Annotated in this window: 16 protein-coding genes and 2 pseudogenes; 13 read left to right on the forward strand and 5 right to left on the reverse strand. The window is 64.3% G+C overall.

What is annotated here, in order from left to right; genetic code table 11:
* Positions 1-15 precede the first annotated feature (15 nt).
* The 11 genes and pseudogenes from alg8 to ACK6AU_RS11865 all read left to right on the forward strand — a co-directional run bounded on the left by alg8 (position 16) and on the right by ACK6AU_RS11865 (position 15216).
* Positions 16-1497, forward strand: coding sequence for a mannuronan synthase (gene alg8, locus ACK6AU_RS11815; protein WP_409299438.1), 1482 nt, complete (start codon positions 16-18; stop codon positions 1495-1497).
* A gap of 35 nt (positions 1498-1532) precedes the next feature.
* Positions 1533-2702 (forward strand): HlyD family efflux transporter periplasmic adaptor subunit, encoded by a 1170-nt coding sequence (locus ACK6AU_RS11820; RefSeq protein ID WP_409299439.1) that lies wholly within the window; start codon positions 1533-1535, stop codon positions 2700-2702.
* 2 nt (positions 2703-2704) lie between these two features.
* Positions 2705-4099, forward strand: coding sequence for an alginate biosynthesis TPR repeat lipoprotein AlgK (algK, locus tag ACK6AU_RS11825; RefSeq protein WP_409299440.1), 1395 nt, complete (start codon positions 2705-2707; stop codon positions 4097-4099).
* Positions 4096-5643, forward strand: a complete 1548-nt coding sequence (locus ACK6AU_RS11830) for an alginate export family protein (protein WP_409299441.1) — start codon at positions 4096-4098, stop codon at positions 5641-5643. The genes algK and ACK6AU_RS11830 overlap by 4 nt, the downstream gene beginning before the upstream one ends.
* 26 nt (positions 5644-5669) lie before the next feature.
* The gene (gene algG, locus ACK6AU_RS11835; protein WP_185699218.1) at positions 5670-7256 is read left to right on the forward strand and encodes a mannuronan 5-epimerase AlgG; all 1587 of its coding nucleotides are present in this window, start codon (positions 5670-5672) and stop codon (positions 7254-7256) included.
* An 11-nt stretch (positions 7257-7267) separates the two neighbouring features.
* The gene (locus tag ACK6AU_RS11840; protein WP_185699217.1) at positions 7268-8716 is read left to right on the forward strand and encodes an alginate O-acetyltransferase; all 1449 of its coding nucleotides are present in this window, start codon (positions 7268-7270) and stop codon (positions 8714-8716) included.
* Positions 8717-8724: 8 nt separating this feature from the next.
* Positions 8725-9849 carry a mannuronate-specific alginate lyase gene (locus ACK6AU_RS11845; protein ID WP_185699216.1) on the forward strand — a complete coding sequence of 375 codons (1125 nt, stop codon included), beginning with the start codon at positions 8725-8727 and terminating at the stop codon, positions 9847-9849.
* Between the two features lie 229 nt (positions 9850-10078).
* Positions 10079-11656, forward strand: a complete 1578-nt coding sequence (locus ACK6AU_RS11850) for an MBOAT family protein (protein WP_185699215.1) — start codon at positions 10079-10081, stop codon at positions 11654-11656.
* 11 nt (positions 11657-11667) lie between these two features.
* Positions 11668-12786: pseudogene (locus ACK6AU_RS11855) on the forward strand (alginate O-acetyltransferase); the annotation flags it as partial.
* Positions 12787-13005: 219 nt separating this feature from the next.
* Positions 13006-13662 (forward strand): alginate O-acetyltransferase AlgF, encoded by a 657-nt coding sequence (locus tag ACK6AU_RS11860; RefSeq protein WP_409299442.1) that lies wholly within the window; start codon positions 13006-13008, stop codon positions 13660-13662.
* Positions 13663-13764: 102 nt separating this feature from the next.
* Complete coding sequence (locus ACK6AU_RS11865; RefSeq protein WP_409299443.1) at positions 13765-15216, forward strand: mannose-1-phosphate guanylyltransferase/mannose-6-phosphate isomerase; 1452 nt, start codon at positions 13765-13767, stop codon at positions 15214-15216.
* 240 nt (positions 15217-15456) lie between these two features.
* Here ACK6AU_RS11865 and ACK6AU_RS11870 read toward each other — a convergent pair.
* Together ACK6AU_RS11870 and ACK6AU_RS11875 are read right to left on the reverse strand one after the other, a co-directional pair.
* A pseudogene (locus ACK6AU_RS11870) lies at positions 15457-16043 on the reverse strand (putative adenosine monophosphate-protein transferase Fic).
* Positions 16036-16515 carry a YhfG family protein gene (locus ACK6AU_RS11875; protein ID WP_409299444.1) on the reverse strand — a complete coding sequence of 160 codons (480 nt, stop codon included), beginning with the start codon at positions 16513-16515 and terminating at the stop codon, positions 16036-16038. Before ACK6AU_RS11875 ends, ACK6AU_RS11870 begins: the two are co-directional and overlap by 8 nt.
* A gap of 290 nt (positions 16516-16805) precedes the next feature.
* Between ACK6AU_RS11875 and ACK6AU_RS11880 the strand changes: the two genes are divergently transcribed.
* Positions 16806-17270 (forward strand): multidrug transporter, encoded by a 465-nt coding sequence (locus tag ACK6AU_RS11880; protein WP_185699210.1) that lies wholly within the window; start codon positions 16806-16808, stop codon positions 17268-17270.
* A 34-nt stretch (positions 17271-17304) separates the two neighbouring features.
* Positions 17305-18129, forward strand: coding sequence for an SDR family oxidoreductase (locus ACK6AU_RS11885; RefSeq protein WP_409299445.1), 825 nt, complete (start codon positions 17305-17307; stop codon positions 18127-18129).
* Between the two features lie 118 nt (positions 18130-18247).
* On the opposite strand, the gene ACK6AU_RS11890 is transcribed toward ACK6AU_RS11885, so the two are convergent.
* From ACK6AU_RS11890 to ACK6AU_RS11900, 3 genes are read right to left on the reverse strand one after another with little or no spacing between them, the layout of a single operon-like run.
* Positions 18248-19111: an efflux RND transporter periplasmic adaptor subunit gene (locus ACK6AU_RS11890; protein ID WP_409299446.1), complete on the reverse strand. Its 864-nt coding sequence runs from the start codon at positions 19109-19111 to the stop codon at positions 18248-18250.
* A gap of 10 nt (positions 19112-19121) precedes the next feature.
* Positions 19122-19322 carry a DUF1656 domain-containing protein gene (locus tag ACK6AU_RS11895; protein WP_007930063.1) on the reverse strand — a complete coding sequence of 67 codons (201 nt, stop codon included), beginning with the start codon at positions 19320-19322 and terminating at the stop codon, positions 19122-19124.
* Positions 19312-21519, reverse strand: a complete 2208-nt coding sequence (locus tag ACK6AU_RS11900) for an FUSC family protein (RefSeq protein ID WP_185699205.1) — start codon at positions 21517-21519, stop codon at positions 19312-19314. Before ACK6AU_RS11900 ends, ACK6AU_RS11895 begins: the two co-directional genes overlap by 11 nt.
* Positions 21520-21530: the final 11 nt, after the last annotated feature.

A 21530-nucleotide genomic window follows, 5' to 3' on the forward strand; every position in this document is an offset into this window, starting at 1 on the left:
TTTAGGACGTTGATTATGCACAGGCTAAAACACTGCCTGCTCCAGGCCGCCGGTTGGCTGTTCTACCTGAGTCTGTTGATGGGGATGGCCCTGCTGCTGCCCGCCTCGACCTTCGACTCGCAGTCCAAGGACTTCATCTTCCTGATCGGCGCCGTGGGCATCTGGCGCTACTCCATGGGCGCCACGCATTTCGTGCGCGGCATGCTGTTCCTCTACGTGGTCTACCCACACCTGCGGCGCAAGGTGCACAAGCTCGGCAAGGCGGCGGACCCGTCCCATGTGTACCTGATGGTCACCAGCTTTCGCATCGAGGCGCTGACCACCGCCCAGGTCTACGGCTCGGTGATCCGCGAGGCCATCGACTGCGGTTTCCCCACGACCGTGGTCTGCTCGATCGTGGAGATGTCCGACGAGTTGCTGATCAAGAGCCTGTGGGCGCGGCTGAACCCGCCCGAGCGGGTCAAGCTGGACTTCGTGCGCATTCCCGGCACCGGCAAGCGCGACGGCCTGGCCTTCGGCTTCCGCGCCATCTCCCGCCACCTGCCGGACGAGCGTGCCGTGGTCGCGGTGATCGACGGCGACACCGTGCTGGCCGAAGGCGTGGTGCGCAAGACCGTGCCCTGGTTCCAGCTGTTCGGCAATGTCGGCGGCCTGACCACCAACGAATTCTGCGAAGTGCGCGGCGGCTACATCATGAGCGAGTGGCACAAGCTGCGCTTCGCCCAGCGGCACATCAACATGTGTTCCATGGCCCTGTCCAAGCGGGTGCTGACCATGACCGGGCGCATGTCGGTGTTTCGCGCCACCGTGGTCACCGACCCGGACTTCATCGCCGACGTCGAGAGCGACTCCCTGCAACACTGGCGCCTGGGCCGCTTCAAGTTCCTCACCGGCGACGACAAGTCCAGCTGGTTCAGCCTGATGCGCCTGGGCTACGACACCTTCTACGTGCCCGACGCGGCGATCAACACCGTGGAGCACCCGCCGGAAAAGAGCTTCATCAAGGCCAGCCGCAAGCTGATGTTCCGCTGGTACGGCAACAACCTGCGGCAGAACTCCCGGGCCCTGGGCCTGGGGATCAAGCGCCTGGGCCTGTTCACCAGCGTGGTGCTGTTCGACCAGCGGGTATCGATGTGGACCTCGCTGCTGGGCCTGACGGTGGCCATCATCGCCAGCTTCAAGTACGGCACCGCGTTCATCCTCGCCTACCTGCTGTGGATCGGCATCACCCGACTGATCCTGACCCTGCTGCTGTCCTGCTCGGGGCACCGGATCGGCCCGGCCTATCCGCTGATCCTCTATTACAACCAGATCGTCGGGGCCCTGGTGAAGATCTACGTGTTCTTCCGCCTCGACCAGCAATCCTGGACCCGCCAGGACACCAAGCTGACCCGCGACCTCGCCAGTTTTCAACGTTGGTTCAACACCTGGTCGTCCCGGACCATGACCTTCTCGGCCGGCAGCGTATTCGTCGCCGTACTGCTGCTGATGGTCTGAACCGCCCTGCCTGAATGAACTAGGAAATCGACCCTATGAACACCGCCGTCAACGTCAACGTAGTGCATGAATCCGAAGCCCAGCGCCAGCACGCCCGGGTCAGGATCCCGGCCAAGCTGCGCTTCTTCGGCACCGAGGCCAAGCCCCTGGAAGTGCGGCTCCACGACCTCTCCGCCGGTGGCCTGAGCTTCAACGCCGGGCAACAACTGCTGGCCGTGGGCAGCGTGCACAAGGGCCGCCTGCAATTCGTCATCGACAACCTCGGCCTGGCCATGGACGTGGAGCTGCAAGTGCGCTCCTTCGACCGCCAGAGCGGCCGCGTCGGCTGCCAGTTCCAGAACCTGGAACCCCAGGACATCGCCACCCTGCGCCACCTGATCACCTCGCACCTGGCCGGCGACCTCGTCAGCATGGGCGACGTGCTCGCCACCCTGCAGCGCGACAACTTCACCAAGGCGCGCAAGAACAAGGACAACGGCAGCGGCATGAGTCCCCTGGGCCGCCTGCGGGCCGTGACCTTCAGCGCCGGGATCTTCATCGTCGGCCTGGCCGCCTTCGGCTTCATCCTCAAGTCGGTGTATGGCCTGTACTTCGTCAGCCACGCCGAGGCCGGCCTGGTGAACGTGCCGGGAATGAACGTGACCATGCCGCGCGACGGCACCGTGCAAAGCCTGGTGCAGGCCAACGGCAACGTGGCCAAGGGCGCGCCCCTGGCCAGCTTCAGCACCAGCATGCTGGATGTGCTCAAGGGCCACCTGGACGAGAACCAGTTGCAGCCGGCCAAGGTCGAGGAGCTGTTCGGCAAGCAGATGACCGGCACCCTGACCTCGCCCTGCGACTGCACCGTGGCCCAGCAGCTGGTGGCCGACGGTCAGTACGCCAGCAAGGGCGACGTGATCTACCAACTGGTGCCACGGGGCAGCCTGGCCACCGTCGAGGCGCGCTTCTCTTACCGTCAGTTCGGCGACGTGCGCCCGGGCACCAAGGTCAACCTGCAGGTCGCCGGGGAAGACCAGGTGCGCACCGGCACCATCGTCAGCAGCACCAGCCTCAACGGCAACGACCTGTCTTCGGATATCCGCGTGCAGATCAAGCCCGACGCGCCCCTGGGCAGCGAGTTCGCCGGCCGCCCGGTGGAAGTCAGCAGTGACCGCGGGCCATCGATGAACTGGCTGATCGACAAAGCCATGGCCGCGGGTCTGTAACCATGAACACGCCTACCCAACTCGCGGTGTTGCCGTTGGTGGCCGCCCTGGCCCTGGCCGGTTGCGCCGGCCTGCCGGACCAGCGCCTGGCCAACGAGGCCCTCAAGCGCGGCGACACCGCCCTGGCGCAGCAGAACTATCGCCAGCTGGCGGACCTGGGTTATAGCGAGGCGCAAGTGGGCCTGGCGGATATCCAGGTGGAAAGCCGCGACCCGGCGCAGATCAAGCAGGCCGAGGCCACCTACCGCGCCGCCGCCGATACCTCGCCACGGGCCCAGGCGCGCCTGGGCCGGTTGCTGGCGACCAAGCCCGGGGCCAGCGAAGCCGAACGGCACGAAGCCGAGGGCCTGCTGCAGAAGGCCTTCGCCAACGGCGAAGGCAACACCCTGATCCCCCTGGCGATGCTCTACCTGCAATATCCCCACAGCTTCCCCAACGTCGACGCCCAGCGGCAGATCGGCCAATGGCGCGCCGCCGGCTACCCCGAGGCCGGGCTGGCCCAGGTCCTGCTGTATCGCACCCAGGGCACCTACGACCAACATCTGGATGAGGTGGAGAAGATCTGCAAGGCGTCCCTGAACAGCACCGACATCTGCTACGTCGAGCTGGCCACCGTCTACCAGAAGCGCGACCAGGCCGAGCAGCAAGCCGAGCTGCTCAAGCAACTGCAAGCCAGCCATGGCCGTGGCACCGTCAGCGCCCAGCGGGTCGACAGCGTGGCCCGGGTCCTGGGCGACGCCAGCCTCGGCAAGCCCGACGAGAAAACCGCCCAGGCCCTGCTCGAGCAAGTGGCCCCGGTGTACCCGGCGTCCTGGGTCAGCCTGGCGCAACTGCTCTACGACTTCCCCGAACTGGGCGATGTCGAGCAAATGATGAAGTACCTGGACAACGGCCGCGCCGCCGATCAGCCTCGCGCCGAACTGCTGCTGGGCAAGCTCTACTACGAGGGCAAGTGGGTGCCGGCCGATGCCAAGGTGGCCGAGCAACACTTCAAGCAAGCCCAGGGCCGCGAGGTCGCCGCCGACTACTACCTGGGCCAGATCTACCGCCGTGGCTACCTGGGCCAGGTGTATCCGCAAAAGGCCCTGGACCACCTGCTGACCGCTGCCCGCAACGGCCAGAACAGCGCCGACTTCGCCATTGCCCAGCTGTTTTCCCAGGGCCGCGGCACCCGGCCCGACCCGGTCAATGCCTACGTCTTCAGCCAATTGGCCAAGGTCCAGGACACCCCCCAGGCCAACGAACTGGCCCAACAACTCGATGAACAACTGCCCCCCGGCCAACGCGCCGAAGCCCAGCGCCTGCTGCAACAGGAACAGGCCGTACGCGGCACCCTGGCCCAGAGCACGCTGCAACTGCAGGCCCTGCAGGAAGAAGACGGCGAGGAATCCCTATGAAGTACATCCCATTGCCCACGCGCGCCCTTGTAGCCGCTGCCGCAGGCTGCGACCGCCAGGCCCCCTTGCGCCTGTCGAAGCTGGGGCTTGCCCTGGGTTGCGCCCTGGCCTGGTCGACACCCTCTTTCGCGGCACTGAGCGAGACCAAGAACTTCGGCCTGGAAGTGAAGATCACCGCGCAATCGGAGGACGACCGCGACCTGGGTACCCAGGGTGGCGGCGACGTCAACGGCATCGGCCTGGACCTGCGGCCCTGGGTCTATGGCGAAAGCGGCAACTGGAGCGCCTATGCCATGGGCCAGGCGGTGACCTCCACCGACGTGATCGAGACCGACACCCTGCAACAATCCAGCGACGATGCCAGCCAGCAGTCGGCCAACGACGACCGCAAGGCCAAGAAGAACTACCTGGCCCTGCGCGAATTTTGGGTCGGCTACAGCGGCTTCACCGCCTACCCCGGCGAGCAACTGAAGTTCGGCCGCCAGCGCCTGCGTAACGACGACGGGCAATGGCGCGACACCAACATCGAAGCGCTGAACTGGACCTTCGACACCACCCTGCTGCGGGCCAACCTGGGCCTGGCCGAGCGCTTCAGTGAATACCGCACCGACCTCAAGGAACTGGCGCCCAAGGACAAGGACCGCCTGCACGCCTACGCCGACGTCGCCTACCAGTGGACGCCCGGCCAGTGGGTGGGCATTCGCGCCCACCATACCCACGATGACGGCAAGCTCGACTATGCCAAGCCCGGAGAGGCCAGAGACCCGCTGGACAAGCAACAGAACGGCGACCTGACCTGGCTTGGCCTGGAGGCCAACAGCGACGCCTATAACTGGCGCAACACCAACACTGTCAACTACTGGGCCAGCCTCACCGGCATGCGCGGCGACCGCGACACGGTCAACCCGCTGAATGCCGACGGCAGCCGCCCGACCCAGGCCAAGCGTGGTGAAAACCTCAACGGCTGGGCCACCGACCTGGGCGTGCGCCTGCGCCTGGACCCGAACTGGCAAGTGGGCGCGGCCTATGCCCGGGCCAGCGCCGAGTACGAGCAGAACGGCCTGCAAAGCAACCGCTCGAACTTCACCGGCACCCGCTCGCGGGTGCACCGTTTCGGCGAAGCCTTTCGTGGCGAGCTGAACAACACCCAGACCGCCACTCTGTTCGGCTCCTGGCAGTTGCGCGAGGACTACGACGCCAGCCTGCTCTACCACAAGTTCTGGCGCGTGGACGGCAACAAGCCGGTGGGCAGCAACGGCATCAATGCCGTGCACAACGACTACGACGACAGCACCGGCGCCCTGCTGGGCAGCACCTCGCTCCCCCTGCAAGACGGCAAGAAGGACCTTGGCCAGGAGATGGACCTGGTGGTCACCAAGTACTTCAAGCAAGGCCTGTTGCCGGCGGCCCTGAGCCAGTCGATCGACGAGCCCGCAGCCCTGGTGCGTTTTCGCGGGGGCGTGTTCAAGCCCGGCGACGCCTACGGCAAGGACGTCGACTCCTATATGCACCGCGCCTTCATCGACGTGATCTGGCGCTTCTGAGGCCAGCCATGAACGGAGTCCCCCAGATGCATCGCCATCCCCACACCCCGCTGCACAAAGGCTCCCTGGGCCTGCTGGCCGGTGCCCTGCTGCTGGCCAGCGGCACGGCCCTGGGCAACGTCGAGACGGCCAAGGCGCCGACCGTCGTCAAGGAGCTGCAACAGGCCAAGACCTACACCGTCAGCAGCGCCCCCAGCGAACCGCTGGCCCTGGCCAAGCCGACCCTGCCCGACCTTTCCGGCTACACCGCCGAAGCCGTGGCGGCGAAGATCGTGCGCAGCAAGCCGGGCAAGATCAGCGTGCGGCGGATGATGCAGGAAGACGCCCTGAAGGACTTCATCGGCGGCGACAACAAGATGGCCGAATGGGTGGTGCGCCAGCACGGCATTCCCCAGGCGATCTTCGTCGACGATGGCTACGTCAACCTCAAGGACCTGGCAGGCAAGCTGCCCAAGCAGTACATCAGCGAAACCGCCCCTGGGGTCTACCTGGCCCGCCTGCCGATCGTGGTCGGGCGCCACGGCATCCTGGAGATCGACCAGCAGACCCGCGAGCTGCGCCTGTCCCAGGAAGCCGGCGCGTTCCTGGTCAACGATGGCCAGCTGTTCGTGCGCGATACCCAGGTCACCGGCTGGCGCGAGAAGGACAACGGCCCGGCGACCTTCCGCTCGGCCAAGGAGTTTCGCCCCTTCCTGCTGGCCTGGGGCGGCACCCAGACCTACATCGCCAACAGCAAGATGGCGAGCTTCGGCTACGCCAATTCCAAGTCCTACGGGGTGAGCATTTCCCAGTACACGCCGAACATGGCCAAGGTGCTCAAGCGTCCCGAGCCCACTGGCTGGATCATCGGTTCGGAGTTCTCGGACATGTGGTACGGCTTCTATTGCTACGAGACCGAAGGCTTCGTGCTCAAGGGCAATACCTACCGCGACAACATCGTCTACGGCATCGACCCCCACGACCGTTCCCATGGCCTGATCATTGCCGAGAACACCGTCTACGGCACCCGGAAGAAGCACGGCATCATCATTTCCCGGGAGGTGAACGACAGCTTCATCTTCAACAACCGCAGCTACGACAACCACCTCTCGGGGCTGGTGATCGACCGTAACAGCATCAACAACCTGATCGCCTACAACGAGATCTACCGCAACCACACCGACGGCATCACCCTCTACGAGAGTGCCGACAACCTGATCTACGGCAACAAGGTGGTCAGCAATCGGCGCCACGGCATCCGCATCCGCAACAGCGTCAACATCCGCCTCTACGAGAACGTCGCCATGGCCAACGGCCTGACCGGGGTCTACGGCCATATCAAGGACCTGACCGACACCGACCGCGACATCAAGCTCGACCCGTTCGATGCCCAGGTCTCGCTGATCGTGGTCGGCGGCGAGCTGGCGGCCAACGGCAGCGGCCCGATGTCCATCGACTCGCCCCTGAGCGTGGAGCTGTACCGGGTGTCGATGCTGGCACCGACCAAGAGCAGCGGCATCAGCTTCTCCGGCGTGCTGGGCGAGCGCCAGGACGAAATTCTCGACCTGCTGGTACGCCAGCGCAAAGCCGTATTGATCGACCCCGTCGAACGCCAGACCGAAATGCGCGATTGAGGATGACTTGCATGCACCCACACTTGATCAAATTCCTGGGCTTGTCGGCCCTCGCCGCGGGCATCCTCGCCGCCAGCGCCACGGCCCGGGCCGATGAGGTCGCCGCGCCGTCGTTCAAGGCCGAGCCATGCTGCAACCTGTGCCCGGCCGCCCACGATGCGAAGAACTACGTGACCCGCTACCAGCAGAACTTCACCACCCTGGTGCAGGCCCAGGGCGACTGGCTGTTCCGAACCCAGGAGGATTTGCGTACCGAGTTCGACACCACCGCGCAAGGCTACCGCCGCCTCAAGCAGTTGCACGACGCCTTCAAGAGCAAGGGCGTGGAACTGGTGGTGGTCTACCAGCCGACCCGCGGCCTGGTGAACCGCAACAAGCTCAACCCGGCGGAAAAAGCCCGCTTCGACTACGACAAGGCCCTGGCCAACTACAAGGCCATGCTCGGGCGTTTCGCGCAGATGGGCTACGTGGTCCCGGACCTGTCGCCGCTGACCGATGAGCAATTGCCCGAGACCCTGCCGGCCCACGACTTCTACTTCCGTGGCGACCAGCACTGGACCCCCTACGGCGCCCAGCGCACGGCGCGAATCGTCGCCGACAAGGTCAAGCAACTGCCGGCGTTCGCCGACATTCCCCGGCGCGAATTCGAGACCCACAAATCCGGACGCATGGGCAAGACCGGCACCCTGCACAACATGGCCGGGCAACTGTGCGGCACCAGCTATGCGATCCAGTACATGGACCAGTTCACCACCGAGCCCAAGGGCGAGGCCGGCGACGGCGACCTGTTCGGCGACTCCGGCAACCCGCAGATCACCCTGGTGGGCACCAGCCACAGCGGCAAGAACTACAACTTCGCCGGCTTCCTGGAAGAGGCCATCGGCGCCGACATCCTCAACGTCGCTTTCCCCGGCGGCGGCCTGGAAGGCTCGATGCTGCAATACCTGGGCAGCGAGGAGTTCCAGAAGACCCCGCCGAAGATCCTGATCTGGGAGTTCTCGCCGCTGTACCGCCTGGACCAGGAAACCATCTATCGGCAGATGATGGCGCTGCTGGACAACGGCTGCGAAGGCAAGCCGGCGCAGATGAGCGCCAGCACCACCTTGAAGCCCGGCAAGAACGAACTGCTGGTCAACAGCCAGAACAAGGACCTGCGCAACAGCGCCCACCAGGTGGACATCCGCTTCGCCGACACCTCGGTGAAAACCCTGCAGGCCACCCTCTGGTACATGAACGGCCGGCACGAGGACATCAAGATCGAAAAACCGGAGACATCCGACACCGACGGGCGCTTCGCCTTCGAACTGCGTACCGACGAGGACTGGGCCGCGCAAAACCTGCTGGCGGTGGAAATCCAGGGCCCCGAGGCCGGCACCGCCGGGCAGAAGGTCGAAGCGAAAATCTGCAAACGCAACGTGTTCCCGAGCGCCGAGCAACGCACCGCGCGGATCGGGCAGTGAGGTTATCCATGCACAGCACACGCGTGACACAACTACTGATACCGGGCCTGCTGGGCCTGGCGATGGTCGCCGGCAGTGCCCAGGCCGCCGCGCCGCTGCGCCCGCCCCAGGGCTACTACGCCCCGGTGGACAAGTTCAAGACCAGCGACGACCGCGACGGCTGCGACGCGATGCCGGCGCCCTACACCGGCGCCCTGCAGTTTCGCAGCAAGTACGAAGGCTCGGACAAGGCCCGGGCGACCCTCAACGTGCAATCGCAGCAGGCCTTCCATGACAGCACCGCGGACATCACCAAGATCGAGCGCGGCACCAGCAAGCAGGTCATGCAGTTCATGCGCGACGGTCGCCCGCAACAGTTGGACTGCACCCTCGCCTGGCTCAGTGCCTGGGCGCAGGCCGACGCGCTGATGTCCAAGGACTTCAACCACACCGGCAAGTCCATGCGCAAATGGGCCCTGGGCAGCATGGCCTCGGCCTACCTGCGGCTGAAGTTCTCCGACTCCCATCCCCTGGCCACTCACCAGGAGCAGGCGCAGAAGATCGAGGCCTGGTTCGGCAAGATGGCCGACCAGGTGGTCAGCGACTGGGACAACCTGCCCCTGGACAAGACCAACAACCATTCCTACTGGGCCGCCTGGTCGGTGATGGCCACCGCCGTGGCCACCAACCGCCGCGACCTGTTCGACTGGGCCGTCAAGGAATACAAGATCGGCGCCGGCCAGGTCGACGCCGACGGCTACCTACCCAACGAACTCAAGCGTCAGCAACGGGCCCTGGCCTACCACAACTACGCCCTGCCGCCGCTGGCGATGATCGCCAGCTTCGCCCAGGTCAACGGCGTCGACCTGCGCCAGGAAAACCACGGCGCGCTCAAGCGCCTGGGCGAGCGGGTGCTGGCCGGGGTCAAGGACCCGGACACCTTCGAGCGCAAGAACGGCAAGCAGCAGGACATGACCGACCTCAAGGTCGACGCGAAATTCGCCTGGCTCGAGCCCTTCTGCAGCCTCTACACCTGCGCCCCGGATGTGCTGGAACGCAAGCACAAGATGCAGCCGTTCAAGACCTTCCGCCTGGGCGGCGACCTGACCAAGGTCTACGACCCGGCCTTCGAGAAGGGCAAGAAGGGCTCATAACCCGTAGGAGCGAGGCTTGCCCGCGATCAAGGCACCTCGGTCCAAGCGCCGGTCCGCGTCATCGTTCATCGCGGGCAATCGAGCGTCGACCGGCCGCTCCTACAGGGGGCGTTGCGGTCGATGCGCACGCCAGACGGCGTCGGTGAATGCAATACGCCTCCCATGGTTTTCCACGGGGGGGTTTGGGGGGCTGCGGCCCTGACTATTGGTTAAACATGGAGAGATCGGGATGGTTTTCTCATCCAATGTGTTCCTGTTCCTGTTCTTGCCGGTGTTCCTTGGCTTGTACTACGTGAGCGGGCAACGCTATCGCAACCTGTTGCTGCTGATCGCCAGCTACGTGTTCTACGCCTGGTGGCGGGTGGACTTCCTCGCGCTGTTCGCCGCGGTCACCTTGTGGAACTACTGGATCGGCCTGAAGGTCGGCGCCGCCGGCGTCAGGACCAAGCCCGCCCAGCGCTGGCTGCTGCTCGGCGTGGCGGTGGACCTGTGCATCCTCGGCTACTTCAAGTACGCCAACTTCGGCGTCGAGAGCCTCAACGCGATCATGACCGCCATGGGCCTGGAGCCGTTCATCCTGACCCACGTGCTGCTGCCGATCGGTATCTCGTTCTACATCTTCGAGTCCATCAGCTACATCATCGACGTCTACCGCGGCGACACCCCGGCGACCCGCAACCTGATCGACTTCGCGGCGTTCGTGGCGATCTTCCCGCACCTGATCGCCGGCCCCGTATTGCGCTTTCGCGACCTGGCGGACCAGTTCAACCATCGCACCCACACCCTGGACAAGTTCTCCGAAGGCTGCACGCGCTTCATGCAGGGCTTCATCAAGAAGGTGTTCATCGCCGACACCCTGGCGGTGGTCGCCGACCATTGCTTCGCCCTGCAACACCCCACCACGGGTGACGCCTGGCTGGGCGCCCTGGCCTACACCGCGCAGCTGTACTTCGACTTTTCCGGCTACAGCGACATGGCCATCGGCCTGGGGTTGATGATGGGCTTTCGCTTCATGGAAAACTTCAAGCAGCCCTACATCAGCCAGTCGATCACCGAGTTCTGGCGGCGCTGGCACATCAGCCTGTCCACCTGGCTGCGCGACTACCTGTACATCACCCTGGGCGGCAATCGCAAAGGCACCCTGATCACCTATCGCAACCTATTCTTGACCATGCTCCTGGGCGGCCTGTGGCACGGCGCCAACTTCACCTACATCGTCTGGGGCGCCTGGCACGGCATGTGGCTGGCCATCGAGAAGGCCCTGGGCATCAACACCAGCCCACGCAGCCTCAACCCGATCCGCTGGGCCCTGACCTTCCTGCTGGTGGTGATGGGCTGGGTGATCTTCCGCGCCGAGAACCTGCACGTGGCCGGGCGCATGTACGGCGCCATGTTCAGCTTCGGCGACTGGTCGCTGTCGGAACTCAACCGTGCCAGCCTCACCGGCCTGCAAGTGGCGACCCTGGTGGTGGCCTACATCACCCTGGCGCTCTTCGGCCTGCGTGACCTGTATCGCAACCCGGCACCGACCAAGAGCAAGCCCGAAGCCGGCCCGGCCCTGGACACCCGGGCCGATGGCCCGGCCACCGCCCAACCCGGCCTGATCAAGGCAGCGCCCGGCGACAACCCCGGCAGCATCCACCAACCGGGCTATATCGTCGGCCGCGAGGCCCAGGTGCAACCGGCCTACTGGAGCGCCGACTGGTCGCGCTATGCCATGCGCGCCCTGGTGCTGCTGCTGTTCATCGCCTCGATTCTCAAACTCTCGGCGCAAAGCTTCTCGCCGTTCCTGTACTTCCAGTTCTGAGGAGGCCGCTCATGACCCGCTCATTACGCCTGTTCTACGTCGCACTGTTCCTGCTGACCCTGCTGGTCCTGGGGCTGTGGTCGGCGCGCAGCTTCTTCGGCTTCAGCACCAACAGCGACGCCACCGTGCTCGACGGGCGCTGGACCAAGGCGGTGGAAACCCACTACGACGACCAGTTCCCGATCAAGCGCCTGGGTACCAACCTCTGGGCCGCCCTGGACTTCAAGCTGTTCAACGAAGGCCGCCCGGGGGTGATCCTCGGCCGCGACCAGTGGCTGTACAGCGATGAAGAGTTCAACCCCGTGGTCAACGAGGAGCTCAACCTGCAGGGTAACTATGCCCTGGTGGAGGGCGTGCGCCAGACCTTGAAACAGCACGGGGTGAAACTGGTGATGGCGATCGTCCCGGCCAAGGTGCGGTTGTATCCGGAACACCTGGACACCGTGCGCCCGGCGCGCATCCACGCCAACCTCTACCAGGACTTCCATGCCCGGGTGGCCGCCGACAAGATCCTCGCCCCCGACCTGCTGGGGCCTCTGCAACAGGCCAAGCAACAGGGCCAGCCAGTGTTCTTGCGCACCGACACCCACTGGACCCCGGCCGGCGCCGAAGTCGTCGCCCGCCAACTGGCCCAGGCCATCGCCCGCCAGGCGCCGCTCAGTGGCCAGCCGCAACGCTTCGTCACCCAGACTCAGGAGACCGTCAAGCACCAGGGCGACCTGCGGCGCTTCCTGCCCCTGGACCCGTTGTTCGAGAACCTGATGCCGGCCCCGGAGCCCCTGCAAAAACGCGTGACCCACGCCGCCGGGGAACAGGCCGACGCCGCAGACAAGCTGTTCGCCGACCACGAAGTGCCCGTGACCCTGGTGGGTACCAGCTACAGCGCCAACCCCAACTGGAACTTCGTCGGCGCCCTCAAGCAGGCCCTGCACAGCGATGTGCTGAGCTACGCCGAAGACGGCCACGGCCCGATCCTGCCGATGCTCAGCTACCTCAAGAGCGACGACTTCAAGAACCACCCGCCCCAGGTGCTGATCTGGGAATTCCCCGAACGCTACCTGCCGGTGAACAACGAAATCGGCGACGCCGACCCGCAGTGGGTCGCAGAGCTCAAGCAAGCCGGTGCCCAAGCCGGGCCGGGTAGAAGCGTCGCGAGCGAAGGTAAGACAAGGCAAAAACAGGCGAGGACGCGGAGTTTACGAGCTGTAAATGAGCAGTCCGAGCCTGTTTTTAACGCTGGATTGCCGAGCGCAGCAGCTTCTACCCAGCCCGGCCAACAAAACGTAGCTGCACTCAACACATCCGAGACGCCCGACCGGGCACACAACTGAAAAAGAGAGGTGACACCCATGAATTGCACTATCAATCCGCGTCGTCTCGCCAAGGCCATCACCCTGGCTGCCGGCATGAGCGTCCTGTCCCTGCCCGCCTTCGCCGGGGGTGACGCCGCGCTGTACGGCCCCACCGCGCCCAAGGGCTCGACCTTCGTGCGCATCTACAACGCCAGCAACAGCGAAGTCAGCGCCACCATCGGCAGCACCAACGTCAACGACGTCGCGCCGCTGGCCAGCAGCGACTTCAGCTTCATGCCCGGCGGCGACTACACCGCCAAGGTCGGCAGCCAGAGCGTGCCGGTGAAACTGGCCGCCGACCACTATTACACCCTGGTCAACAACGCCAGCGGCCAGCCGCAACTGATCGAGGAACCGCCGTTCAAGAACAAGCAGAAATCCCTGGTGCGAGTGCAGAACCTCAGCGACCAGGCCCTAACGCTCAAGACCGCCGACGGCAAGACCGACGTGGTCCAGGCCGTGGCCGCCAAGGGCCGCGGCGAACGCGAGATCAACCCGGTGAAGGTCAGCTTCGCCCTGTACGACGGCCAGAAGAAGGTCAGCGACCTCAAGCCCGTGGCCCTGGAGCGCGGCGAAGCGGCGGTGCTCTACGTCACCGGCAGCGGCAGCAACCTGTCGCCAGTGTGGGTGAAACGCCCAGTCTCAACGCGCTAACCGCGCGAGCTATCAGCCACAAGCCTCAAGCGGCAAGTGAAGAGCTTTTAACTTGTCGCTTGCAGCTTGCGGCTCCCAACTGCATTTATTAGGAGTAACAACATGATTCCGGTGATCTTGTCAGGTGGTAGCGGCTCACGTCTTTGGCCGCTTTCGCGCAAGCAGTTCCCTAAACAATTCCTCGCCCTGACCGGCGAACATACGCTGTTCCAGCAAACCCTCGAGCGCCTGGTGTTCGAAGGCATGGACACGCCGATCGTGGTCTGCAACAAGGATCACCGCTTCATCGTCAACGAGCAATTGAGCAACCGCAGCCTCGAAGCCCAGCGCATCCTGATGGAGCCTTTCGGTCGCAACACCGCGCCGGCCGTGGCCCTGACCGCGATGATGCTGGTCAACGAAGGTCGCGACGAGCTGATGCTGGTGCTGCCGGCCGACCACGTGATGGACGACCAGAAGGCCCTGCAGCGGGCCCTGGCCCTGGCCACCGTGGCCGCCGAGCGCGGCGAGATGGTGCTGTTCGGCGTACCGGCGACCAAGCCGGAAACCGGCTACGGCTACATCAAGTCCACCCACGATGCGCTGCTGCCGGAGGGCGTCAGCCGGGTCTCGCACTTTGTCGAGAAACCCGATGAACAACGCGCCACCGAGTTCGTCCAGGCCGGAGGCTACTTCTGGAACAGCGGCATGTTCCTGTTCCGCGCCAGCCGCTTCCTCGAAGAGCTGAAAAAACATGATCCGGACATCTACGACACCTGCCTGCTGACCCTGGAGCGCAGCCAGCAGGACCCGGACACCGTGATGATCGACGAAGCCACCTTCGCCTGCTGCCCGGACAATTCCATCGACTACGCGGTGATGGAAAAGACCCAGCGCGCCTGCGTAGTCCCGCTGACCGCCGGCTGGAGCGACGTGGGCTGCTGGTCGTCGTTGTGGGACGTGCATGAAAAGGACGCCGACGGCAACGTCAGCAAGGGCGATGTGGTGATCCAGGACAGCAAGAACTGCATGATCCACGGCAACGGCAAGCTGGTGTCGGTGATCGGCCTGGAGAACATCGTCGTGGTCGAGACCAAGGACGCCATGATGATCGCCCACAAGGACAAGGTCCAAGGCGTGAAGCAGATGGTCAACACCCTCAACGAACAGGGCCGCAGCGAAACCCAGAACCACTGCGAGGTCTACCGCCCGTGGGGCTCCTACGACTCGGTGGACATGGGCGGGCGCTTCCAGGTCAAGCACATCTCGGTCAAGCCCGGCGCCTGCCTGTCCCTGCAGATGCACCACCACCGCGCCGAACACTGGATCGTGGTCAGCGGCACCGCCGAAGTCACCTGTGACGAAAACGTGTTCCTGCTCACCGAAAACCAGTCCACCTACATCCCCATCGCCTCGGTGCACCGCCTGCGCAACCCCGGCAAGATCCCCCTGGAGATCATCGAAGTGCAATCGGGCAGCTATTTGGGTGAGGACGATATTGAGCGGTTCGAGGATATCTACGGGCGTTCGACGCCGGTGGAGCGCGGCGTCTCGGTGAAGACCATCGCCCAATAAGGGCCGCAGCAAGTTTCAAGCGGCAAGCTGCAAGTAGAAGCAGATAGTCGTTGTCAGCGAGTCCTTTCAACCCCCTTCCGGTCGCCTGCGTCCCCTATCCGCAGGCGGTTGGACCGGGGGATTTTTTTGCCTCTGAAGCCGCTGTCGAGCCTGGGCGAGGCTGCGACAAGGGCCGCAGGACCTTCAGCACATTCAAGACCCAGCGGCCGCTGCGCACCCGTACGCAACCTACGGTAGCGGCTACAGGGAGATTACGATGCGCTTGAATATTTCTGTCATGGGGGCGTAGTTCACATAGACCCCATTGATATTGGCTTCGAGCCATTCAGGCTGGCTGACATCTTCCCAGTCGAGTTCATAGCCCGCAGATAAGGCGAGATGTTCGAAAAATAGTCGTTGGACTCGACCATTGCCTTCACGAAATGGATGAATCATGTTGAGTTCGCAATAGAACTCCGCCAGCTTCTCACAGAACGTTTTTTATCGAGACCACCCAGCCAATTTGCTTTTTGAAGATCGGAAAAAATCTTCAGTGCCTCGGCTTCAATTCGCGTGCAATTACAGAAACGAGTCCCGCCCTTGGAGATATCAACATTTCTTAACTCCCCAGCCCATTCATAAAGATCTGAAAACAGTTTCCGATGCAATACCTTAAAGTTCTCGAGACTGTAGGGAGGTGCCACATAGACGACCCTACTGACTGTGACAGCCGTGATATCTCTTTCAGCGGCCTCGAGGTCCGCCATTACCTGGATGTTCAGTTTGTTCCTGAGTACCGATGAACTGGGATAACAGTAATGATCGTTAGAGGCGTCATACTTATCCATTCAACTGCCGTCCATGTTTGGCCAGGATGTTTTCCAGGGAGAGTTTCTCGTCAAAAGCAGGAATTTCGATGCCTTCCAGCCTTGAACTATGCATGAAATTCTTGCGTTTCTTCTTTTCGAAACGTTCATGCAGGTCGAGCTCGCGGGGAGTGACGCATGTCGAAATCCCGTGAAGCGCATCCTTCAACTCCATCCAGTTTTTTGCCGTTATTTCAAAACCAATCATTTTCGATGCGTTGGCTCGAGCGACTGGATAAGAATTCGTAGCGCGAGAATAATGTTCATAATCGAAACTCAATTTCTCCAAGGCACGGATGGTTTGCAACCTCAGCAACAAGGAGTTCCAGCCTTTGGCGCCTAGCTTCAAGTAAAGCTGGGTCTCGACAAAGCGTTTTATTTCGAGAAACTTCCCCAATGCCTTCAGGTCATCAACCTGTGCAGTGTGGAAAATCTGTTGCAGCGATACGCCCATCATTCGACCCCATGACTTTTATCAAAGCCTGGAAATTATACACCCCATGGGTCATCCACACGCTCCGTGAAGAAGGCACCTTGTCGCTCTTCATATAGAGCCAATGATCGCCATGGCAGGTTGCAATGGCTGTTTCTCAAAGATCATTCATCGTTGACAGACCGCGCGCTCAGCCAGCAACTTCCTCTGGGCTTCTGGCAGATCGGTGAAAATCAAGAGCCGAGCCCCTGCATCGCCAACCCCACCTACGCTTAGGTAGGATGCCCCCACATTTCCCAGAGGTTCGCGTCATGTTCATCGGCGTTCTGCTGGTCATCACCTGGCTGGTCCTGCTCCTGCGCTACCCCTCCAAGGCCGTCCCGGTGTCCCTGGCCGCCGCCTGCGGCCTGGCCCTGGTGGCCGGCTGGGTGGTCTGGCTGGACAACCGCGAAGCCCAGCAGCTGGCGCGCCTGGAACTGCGCCTGGCATACGCCCCCGAACACTGCCCGGCCGACCGCCCACTAGAGGTCAAGCTCAACAACGGCAACCCGGTGCCCCTGACCGAACTGCGCTGGCGCGTCGCCGCCTACGCCCCGGGCGACACAGTGAACCTCGCCGACAACCAGTACAGCGCCCCACGCTATCGCGGCCCCGGCGAATTGCAGGCCGGCGCCAACTGGCAGGACTGCCTGCCCCTGCCACCGCTACGCCCGGGCTATCGCCCGCAAACCCTGGAGTTTCGCGCCGAGCGTTTACAGGGTAGTTTCTCTCGCTGATCCCCTTCCCATCGCCCAGCACAAGGACCGCGCCATGCCCGTAGCGTTGATCACCGGTTGTTCCAGCGGCATCGGCCGCGCCCTGGCCGATGCCTTCAAACAGGCCGGCTACACCGTTATGCCCAGCGCCCGCAAGGCCGAGGACGTCGCCGCCCTGCAAGCCGCCGGCTTCCATGCGGTGCAGCTGGATGTGAATGACGGTGCGGCCCTGGCCGCCCTGGCCGAGAACATCAACCAGCAGTACGGCGGCCTCGATGTGCTGATCAACAACGCCGGCTACGGCGCCATGGGCCCGCTGCTGGACGGTGGCGTGGAGGCCCTGCAGCGCCAGTTCGAAACCAACGTGTTCGCCGTGGTCGGGGTGACCCGGGCGCTGTTCCCGGTGCTGCGCCGCAGCCGTGGCCTGGTGGTGAACATCGGCAGCGTCTCGGGAGTGCTGGTGACGCCGTTCGCTGGCGCCTACTGCGCGTCCAAGGCCGCGGTGCATGCGCTCAGCGATGCCCTGCGCATGGAGCTGGCGCCGTTCGGCATCAGGGTCATGGAAGTACAGCCCGGGGCCATCGCCTCCAGCTTTGCCAAGAATGCCGGGCATGAAGCCGAACAACTGCTCAACGAACAATCGCCCTGGTGGCCGCTGCGCGAGGGCATCCGCTCCCGGGCCAAGGCTTCCCAGGACAAGCCGACCCCGGCCAGCGAATTCGCCGCCGGCCTGCTCAAGGCCGTGCAACAGCCCAACCCGCCGCGCCTGGTGCGCCTGGGCAACGGCAGCCGCGCCCTGCCGCTGCTGGCCAACCTTGTGCCCAAGGGCTTGCTGGAGTCGACCTTGATGAAGCGCTTCGGCCTGAGCGGCAAGCTTTAGATCTCAAGAGCATCGCGGGCAAGTCGGATCGCCACCCGCTCGCTCCTCCAGGTTCAACGTTCCCGCATTGTAGGAGCGAGGCTTGCCCGCGATGCCGTCAGCTCAAACGCCCAAACTCTCATTCCTCGCGCCCTTGCTTGACCACCACCGTGCAGGTGATACCCGCCGCCAGCAGCACGCCCTCGGGCACCTCGTCGATGTGGATGCGTACCGGCACCCGCTGGGCCAGGCGCACCCAGTTGAAGGTCGGGTTGACGTCGGCGATCAGCTCGCGGCTCTCGGGGTTGTCACGGTCGTAGATCCCTCGGGAAATGCTTTCCACATGGCCCTTGAGCACCTGGCCGCTCATCAACTGCATATCGGCCTTGTCGCCCACGCGCACGTGGGGCAGCTTGGTTTCCTCGAAGAAGCCGTAGACCCAGAACGAATTCATGTCCACCACCGCCATCTTCGCCTCGCCGATGCGCGCGTAGTCGCCACGGTGCACGTTGAGGTTGGTGACGTAGCCGTCCACCGCCGCCCGCACCTGAGTGCGCTTGAGGTTGAGTTCGGCGGCTTCCAGCTGGGCCTGGGCGTGCTGGTAGTCGGCCAGGGCCGAGTCGGCGATGTTGCCGGCGTCGTCGCGGTTTTCCTTGGAGATCACCAGGCTGTCCAGGTCGGCGCGGCGCCGGGCGTTGACCTTGCGCATCTCCCAGGTGGCCTTTTTCGAGGCCACCAGCGATTGCGCCTGCTTGACCGCGATCTGGTAGTGCTCGGGGTCGATCTGCATCAGCAAATCGCCCTTGTGCACCAGCTGGTTGTCCTTGACCGGTACGTCCATCACCTCGCCGGTGACGTCGGCGGCGACGTTGATGACGTCGGCCCGTACCCGCCCATCGCGGGTCCAGGGGGTGTACATGTAGTGCTCCCACAGGGTACGGCCGATCCACAGGGCCAGGGCCAGCACGAGCAGGGTGGCGAGCAGGCTGAAGAACTTTTTCATTGCGGGGGTCTCAACGGTAGACAGTGAGCGCCATGGCGCCGAACAGACAGCAGAACAGGCTCAGGCGCAGCAGCGCCGGGTGCCAGAAGAAGCGATACAGGTCATAACCGGAGATGAACCGGTCCAGGGCCCAGGCCAGGGCCGCGGCGATGAAGAACATCAGGGTCATGGTCGGCATGTAAACGCCGTGGAAGGCGATTTCACGAGGCATGTGCAGGTCCTTGGGGCGCGGGCACCGCCGGCTTGGCCACGGCATAGGCCGCCAGCGGCGATTGCGGGTCGAGCAACGAAGTACGGATGAAATGCAGGTAGCTCTTCACCCGGCGCAAGGCCGAGGTGTCGAAGTGCGGGGCGAAGGGTTCGTCGGTGGCCTGGACCCGGCTGATGGCGTGGTCAACGGCGATCAGCCCGCGCTCCAGGTTGCTCTGGCTCGGTTGCAGGAACAGCCGCACCAGGGAGCGACCCATGACCCGGATCGCCTGGCGCCAGGGCTGGGATTCGGCATAGGCCGGGTGCACCGGGAGGATCGCCTGCTCCTTGCGCAGCTCGATGATGGCGTGGCCGACCTCCAGCACCACGAACATCCAGCGCAGCAGCTCGCTCTGCACCTTGGGCTGGCCCACCGCCAGGCCATAGGCCTGGTGCAGCAGGTCGCGGGTGCTGCTCTCGAAGCTCGACGCCAGGCCCTTGAGCTTGCCGCTGATGGCATACACCACCTGGCCGCGCAGGTCCTGCTCCAGGCGGCGCCACAGCCAGCGGCTGTTGGGCGGCAGGATGATCGCCCCGGCCGCGGCGCACACCAGCATGCCCATGACCATGGCGATGTAGTCGTTGATGAAGGCGTAGGGGTTATAGATCGTCAGGTTGTCCGGCACCGAGCCGGTGCTGAAGAAGATCAGCAAGCCCAGGCCGACCCCGGCGTACTTGGGCCGCGAGGCCAGGAACGAGCCCAGCACGATCACTGGCGCCAAGGTCAGGCACAGCAGCGGGAAACCGTCGAGCCAGGGGAACACGAAGAACATCTCGACGAACCCCACCAGGGCGCCGATGAAGGTCCCGCAGGCCATCTGGAACGCCATGCGCTTGGGGTTGGGGGTGGCGGCCGACAGGCCGATGGTGGCGGCGGCGATCAGGGTCATGGTGGCGCCACTGGGCCAGGCGGTGGCGACCCAGTAGCTGCCCAGCACCAGCAGGACGAAGGCGGCGCGAATCCCCGAGGCGGCCGAGGCCAGCCAGTTGGTCCGCGGGGTGTAGGGCTCGTCCCAGCGTTCGCGCTCATGGCTGTGCTCGGCCAGGGAGGCGTGGGTCTGGGCGTAGCTGTGCAGTTCGTCGACGAAGCGGTACAGCAGCTCGTAGGCGGTGTGGAAGTCCAGTTGCTCGGCATCGCTGGGGGCGGTGTCCTGGAACGCCGCGCGCAGACTGCGCACCCGCGCCGGCAGCTCGCCTTTATAGGCCGCCAGCGCCGTGGCCAGGCGGGCCGCGTCGGGGCTGGTCAGGGCCCGCCCGGAGAACCCGTCCAGCAACTCCGCCAGGTCGTAGAGCCCGGGCTTGATCGCCGCCACCACGTGATCGGCACCGCTGCTGCGCAGGCGTTCGAGCAACTGATGCAGGGCGTTGAAGCGCGTGGTGATGCCCATGAACTCGCTGTTCAGGCGGCTCAGGCGACCGTTGCGCCGGCGCATGTGCGGGTCTTCGAACACGGTCACGCTGCGCAGCCCTTCCAGGCCCACCGCCTCGGCGATGAAGCGCACGTTGCTGCTTTCGAAGGCATCGCGCTGGCTGCGGCCGCGCAGGCCGTCGGTGACGAACATCGCGAACACTCCGAAGCGCTGGTACAAGGCGTTGCGCATGGCGGCACTGGCGGTCTGCGGCAGGATCGCGGCGCTGACCAGGGTCGAGCAGAGAATCCCCAGGGAGATCTCCAGCACCCGCCAGACCGCCGCCATGAAGGCGCCCTCCGGATGGGCCAGGGCCGGCAAGCCGACCATGGCCGCGGTGTAGCCGGCGAGGACGAAGCCATAGGCGCGGAAGTTGCGATAGCGCGCAGCGCCAGCCGAGCAGATACCGACCCAGATCGCCAGCGAGCCCAGGAACAGTTCGGTGTTCTGGGCGAACAAGGCGATCAGCGCCACCATCACCGCCGAGCCGGCCAGGGTACCGAGGAAGCGATAGAAGCTCTTGGCGAACACCTGGCCGCTCTGCGGCTGCATGACGATGAACACGGTGATCATCGCCGTGCGCGGCTGCGGCAACTCCAGGCGCATGGCCAGCCACAGGGTGAGGAACGCCGCCGCCAGGACCTTGAAGATATAGACCCAGGTCACGCCGTCGCTGCGTGCCCAGTCGAAGAAACCCCGGCGCCACTCAAGGGAATACAGCCAGCGCAAGGGTGCGGGCAAGGAAGTCATCGAAACCTGCT

The organism is Pseudomonas sp. KCJK8993 (genome assembly GCF_046230915.1).
In the GTDB taxonomy this organism is placed as follows: domain Bacteria; phylum Pseudomonadota; class Gammaproteobacteria; order Pseudomonadales; family Pseudomonadaceae; genus Aquipseudomonas; species Aquipseudomonas piscis.

Bases quoted from the DNA above. Each gene is read 5' to 3' on its own strand.
- ACK6AU_RS11895 (WP_007930063.1), bottom strand. From the start codon at position 19,322: ATGCCTCGTGAAATCGCCTTCCACGGCGTTTACATGCCGACCATGACC.
- ACK6AU_RS11900 (WP_185699205.1), bottom strand. From the start codon at position 21,519: ATGACTTCCTTGCCCGCACCCTTGCGCTGGCTGTATTCCCTTGAGTGG.
- ACK6AU_RS11840 (WP_185699217.1), top strand. From the start codon at position 7,268: ATGCACCCACACTTGATCAAATTCCTGGGCTTGTCGGCCCTCGCCGCG.
- algK (WP_409299440.1), top strand. From the start codon at position 2,705: ATGAACACGCCTACCCAACTCGCGGTGTTGCCGTTGGTGGCCGCCCTG.
- ACK6AU_RS11845 (WP_185699216.1), top strand. From the start codon at position 8,725: ATGCACAGCACACGCGTGACACAACTACTGATACCGGGCCTGCTGGGC.
- ACK6AU_RS11890 (WP_409299446.1), bottom strand. From the start codon at position 19,111: ATGAAAAAGTTCTTCAGCCTGCTCGCCACCCTGCTCGTGCTGGCCCTG.
- ACK6AU_RS11875 (WP_409299444.1), bottom strand. From the start codon at position 16,515: ATGGGCGTATCGCTGCAACAGATTTTCCACACTGCACAGGTTGATGAC.
- ACK6AU_RS11880 (WP_185699210.1), top strand. From the start codon at position 16,806: ATGTTCATCGGCGTTCTGCTGGTCATCACCTGGCTGGTCCTGCTCCTG.
- ACK6AU_RS11820 (WP_409299439.1), top strand. From the start codon at position 1,533: ATGAACACCGCCGTCAACGTCAACGTAGTGCATGAATCCGAAGCCCAG.
- ACK6AU_RS11865 (WP_409299443.1), top strand. From the start codon at position 13,765: ATGATTCCGGTGATCTTGTCAGGTGGTAGCGGCTCACGTCTTTGGCCG.
- alg8 (WP_409299438.1), top strand. From the start codon at position 16: ATGCACAGGCTAAAACACTGCCTGCTCCAGGCCGCCGGTTGGCTGTTC.
- ACK6AU_RS11885 (WP_409299445.1), top strand. From the start codon at position 17,305: ATGCCCGTAGCGTTGATCACCGGTTGTTCCAGCGGCATCGGCCGCGCC.
- algG (WP_185699218.1), top strand. From the start codon at position 5,670: ATGCATCGCCATCCCCACACCCCGCTGCACAAAGGCTCCCTGGGCCTG.
- ACK6AU_RS11830 (WP_409299441.1), top strand. From the start codon at position 4,096: ATGAAGTACATCCCATTGCCCACGCGCGCCCTTGTAGCCGCTGCCGCA.
- ACK6AU_RS11860 (WP_409299442.1), top strand. From the start codon at position 13,006: ATGAATTGCACTATCAATCCGCGTCGTCTCGCCAAGGCCATCACCCTG.
- ACK6AU_RS11850 (WP_185699215.1), top strand. From the start codon at position 10,079: ATGGTTTTCTCATCCAATGTGTTCCTGTTCCTGTTCTTGCCGGTGTTC.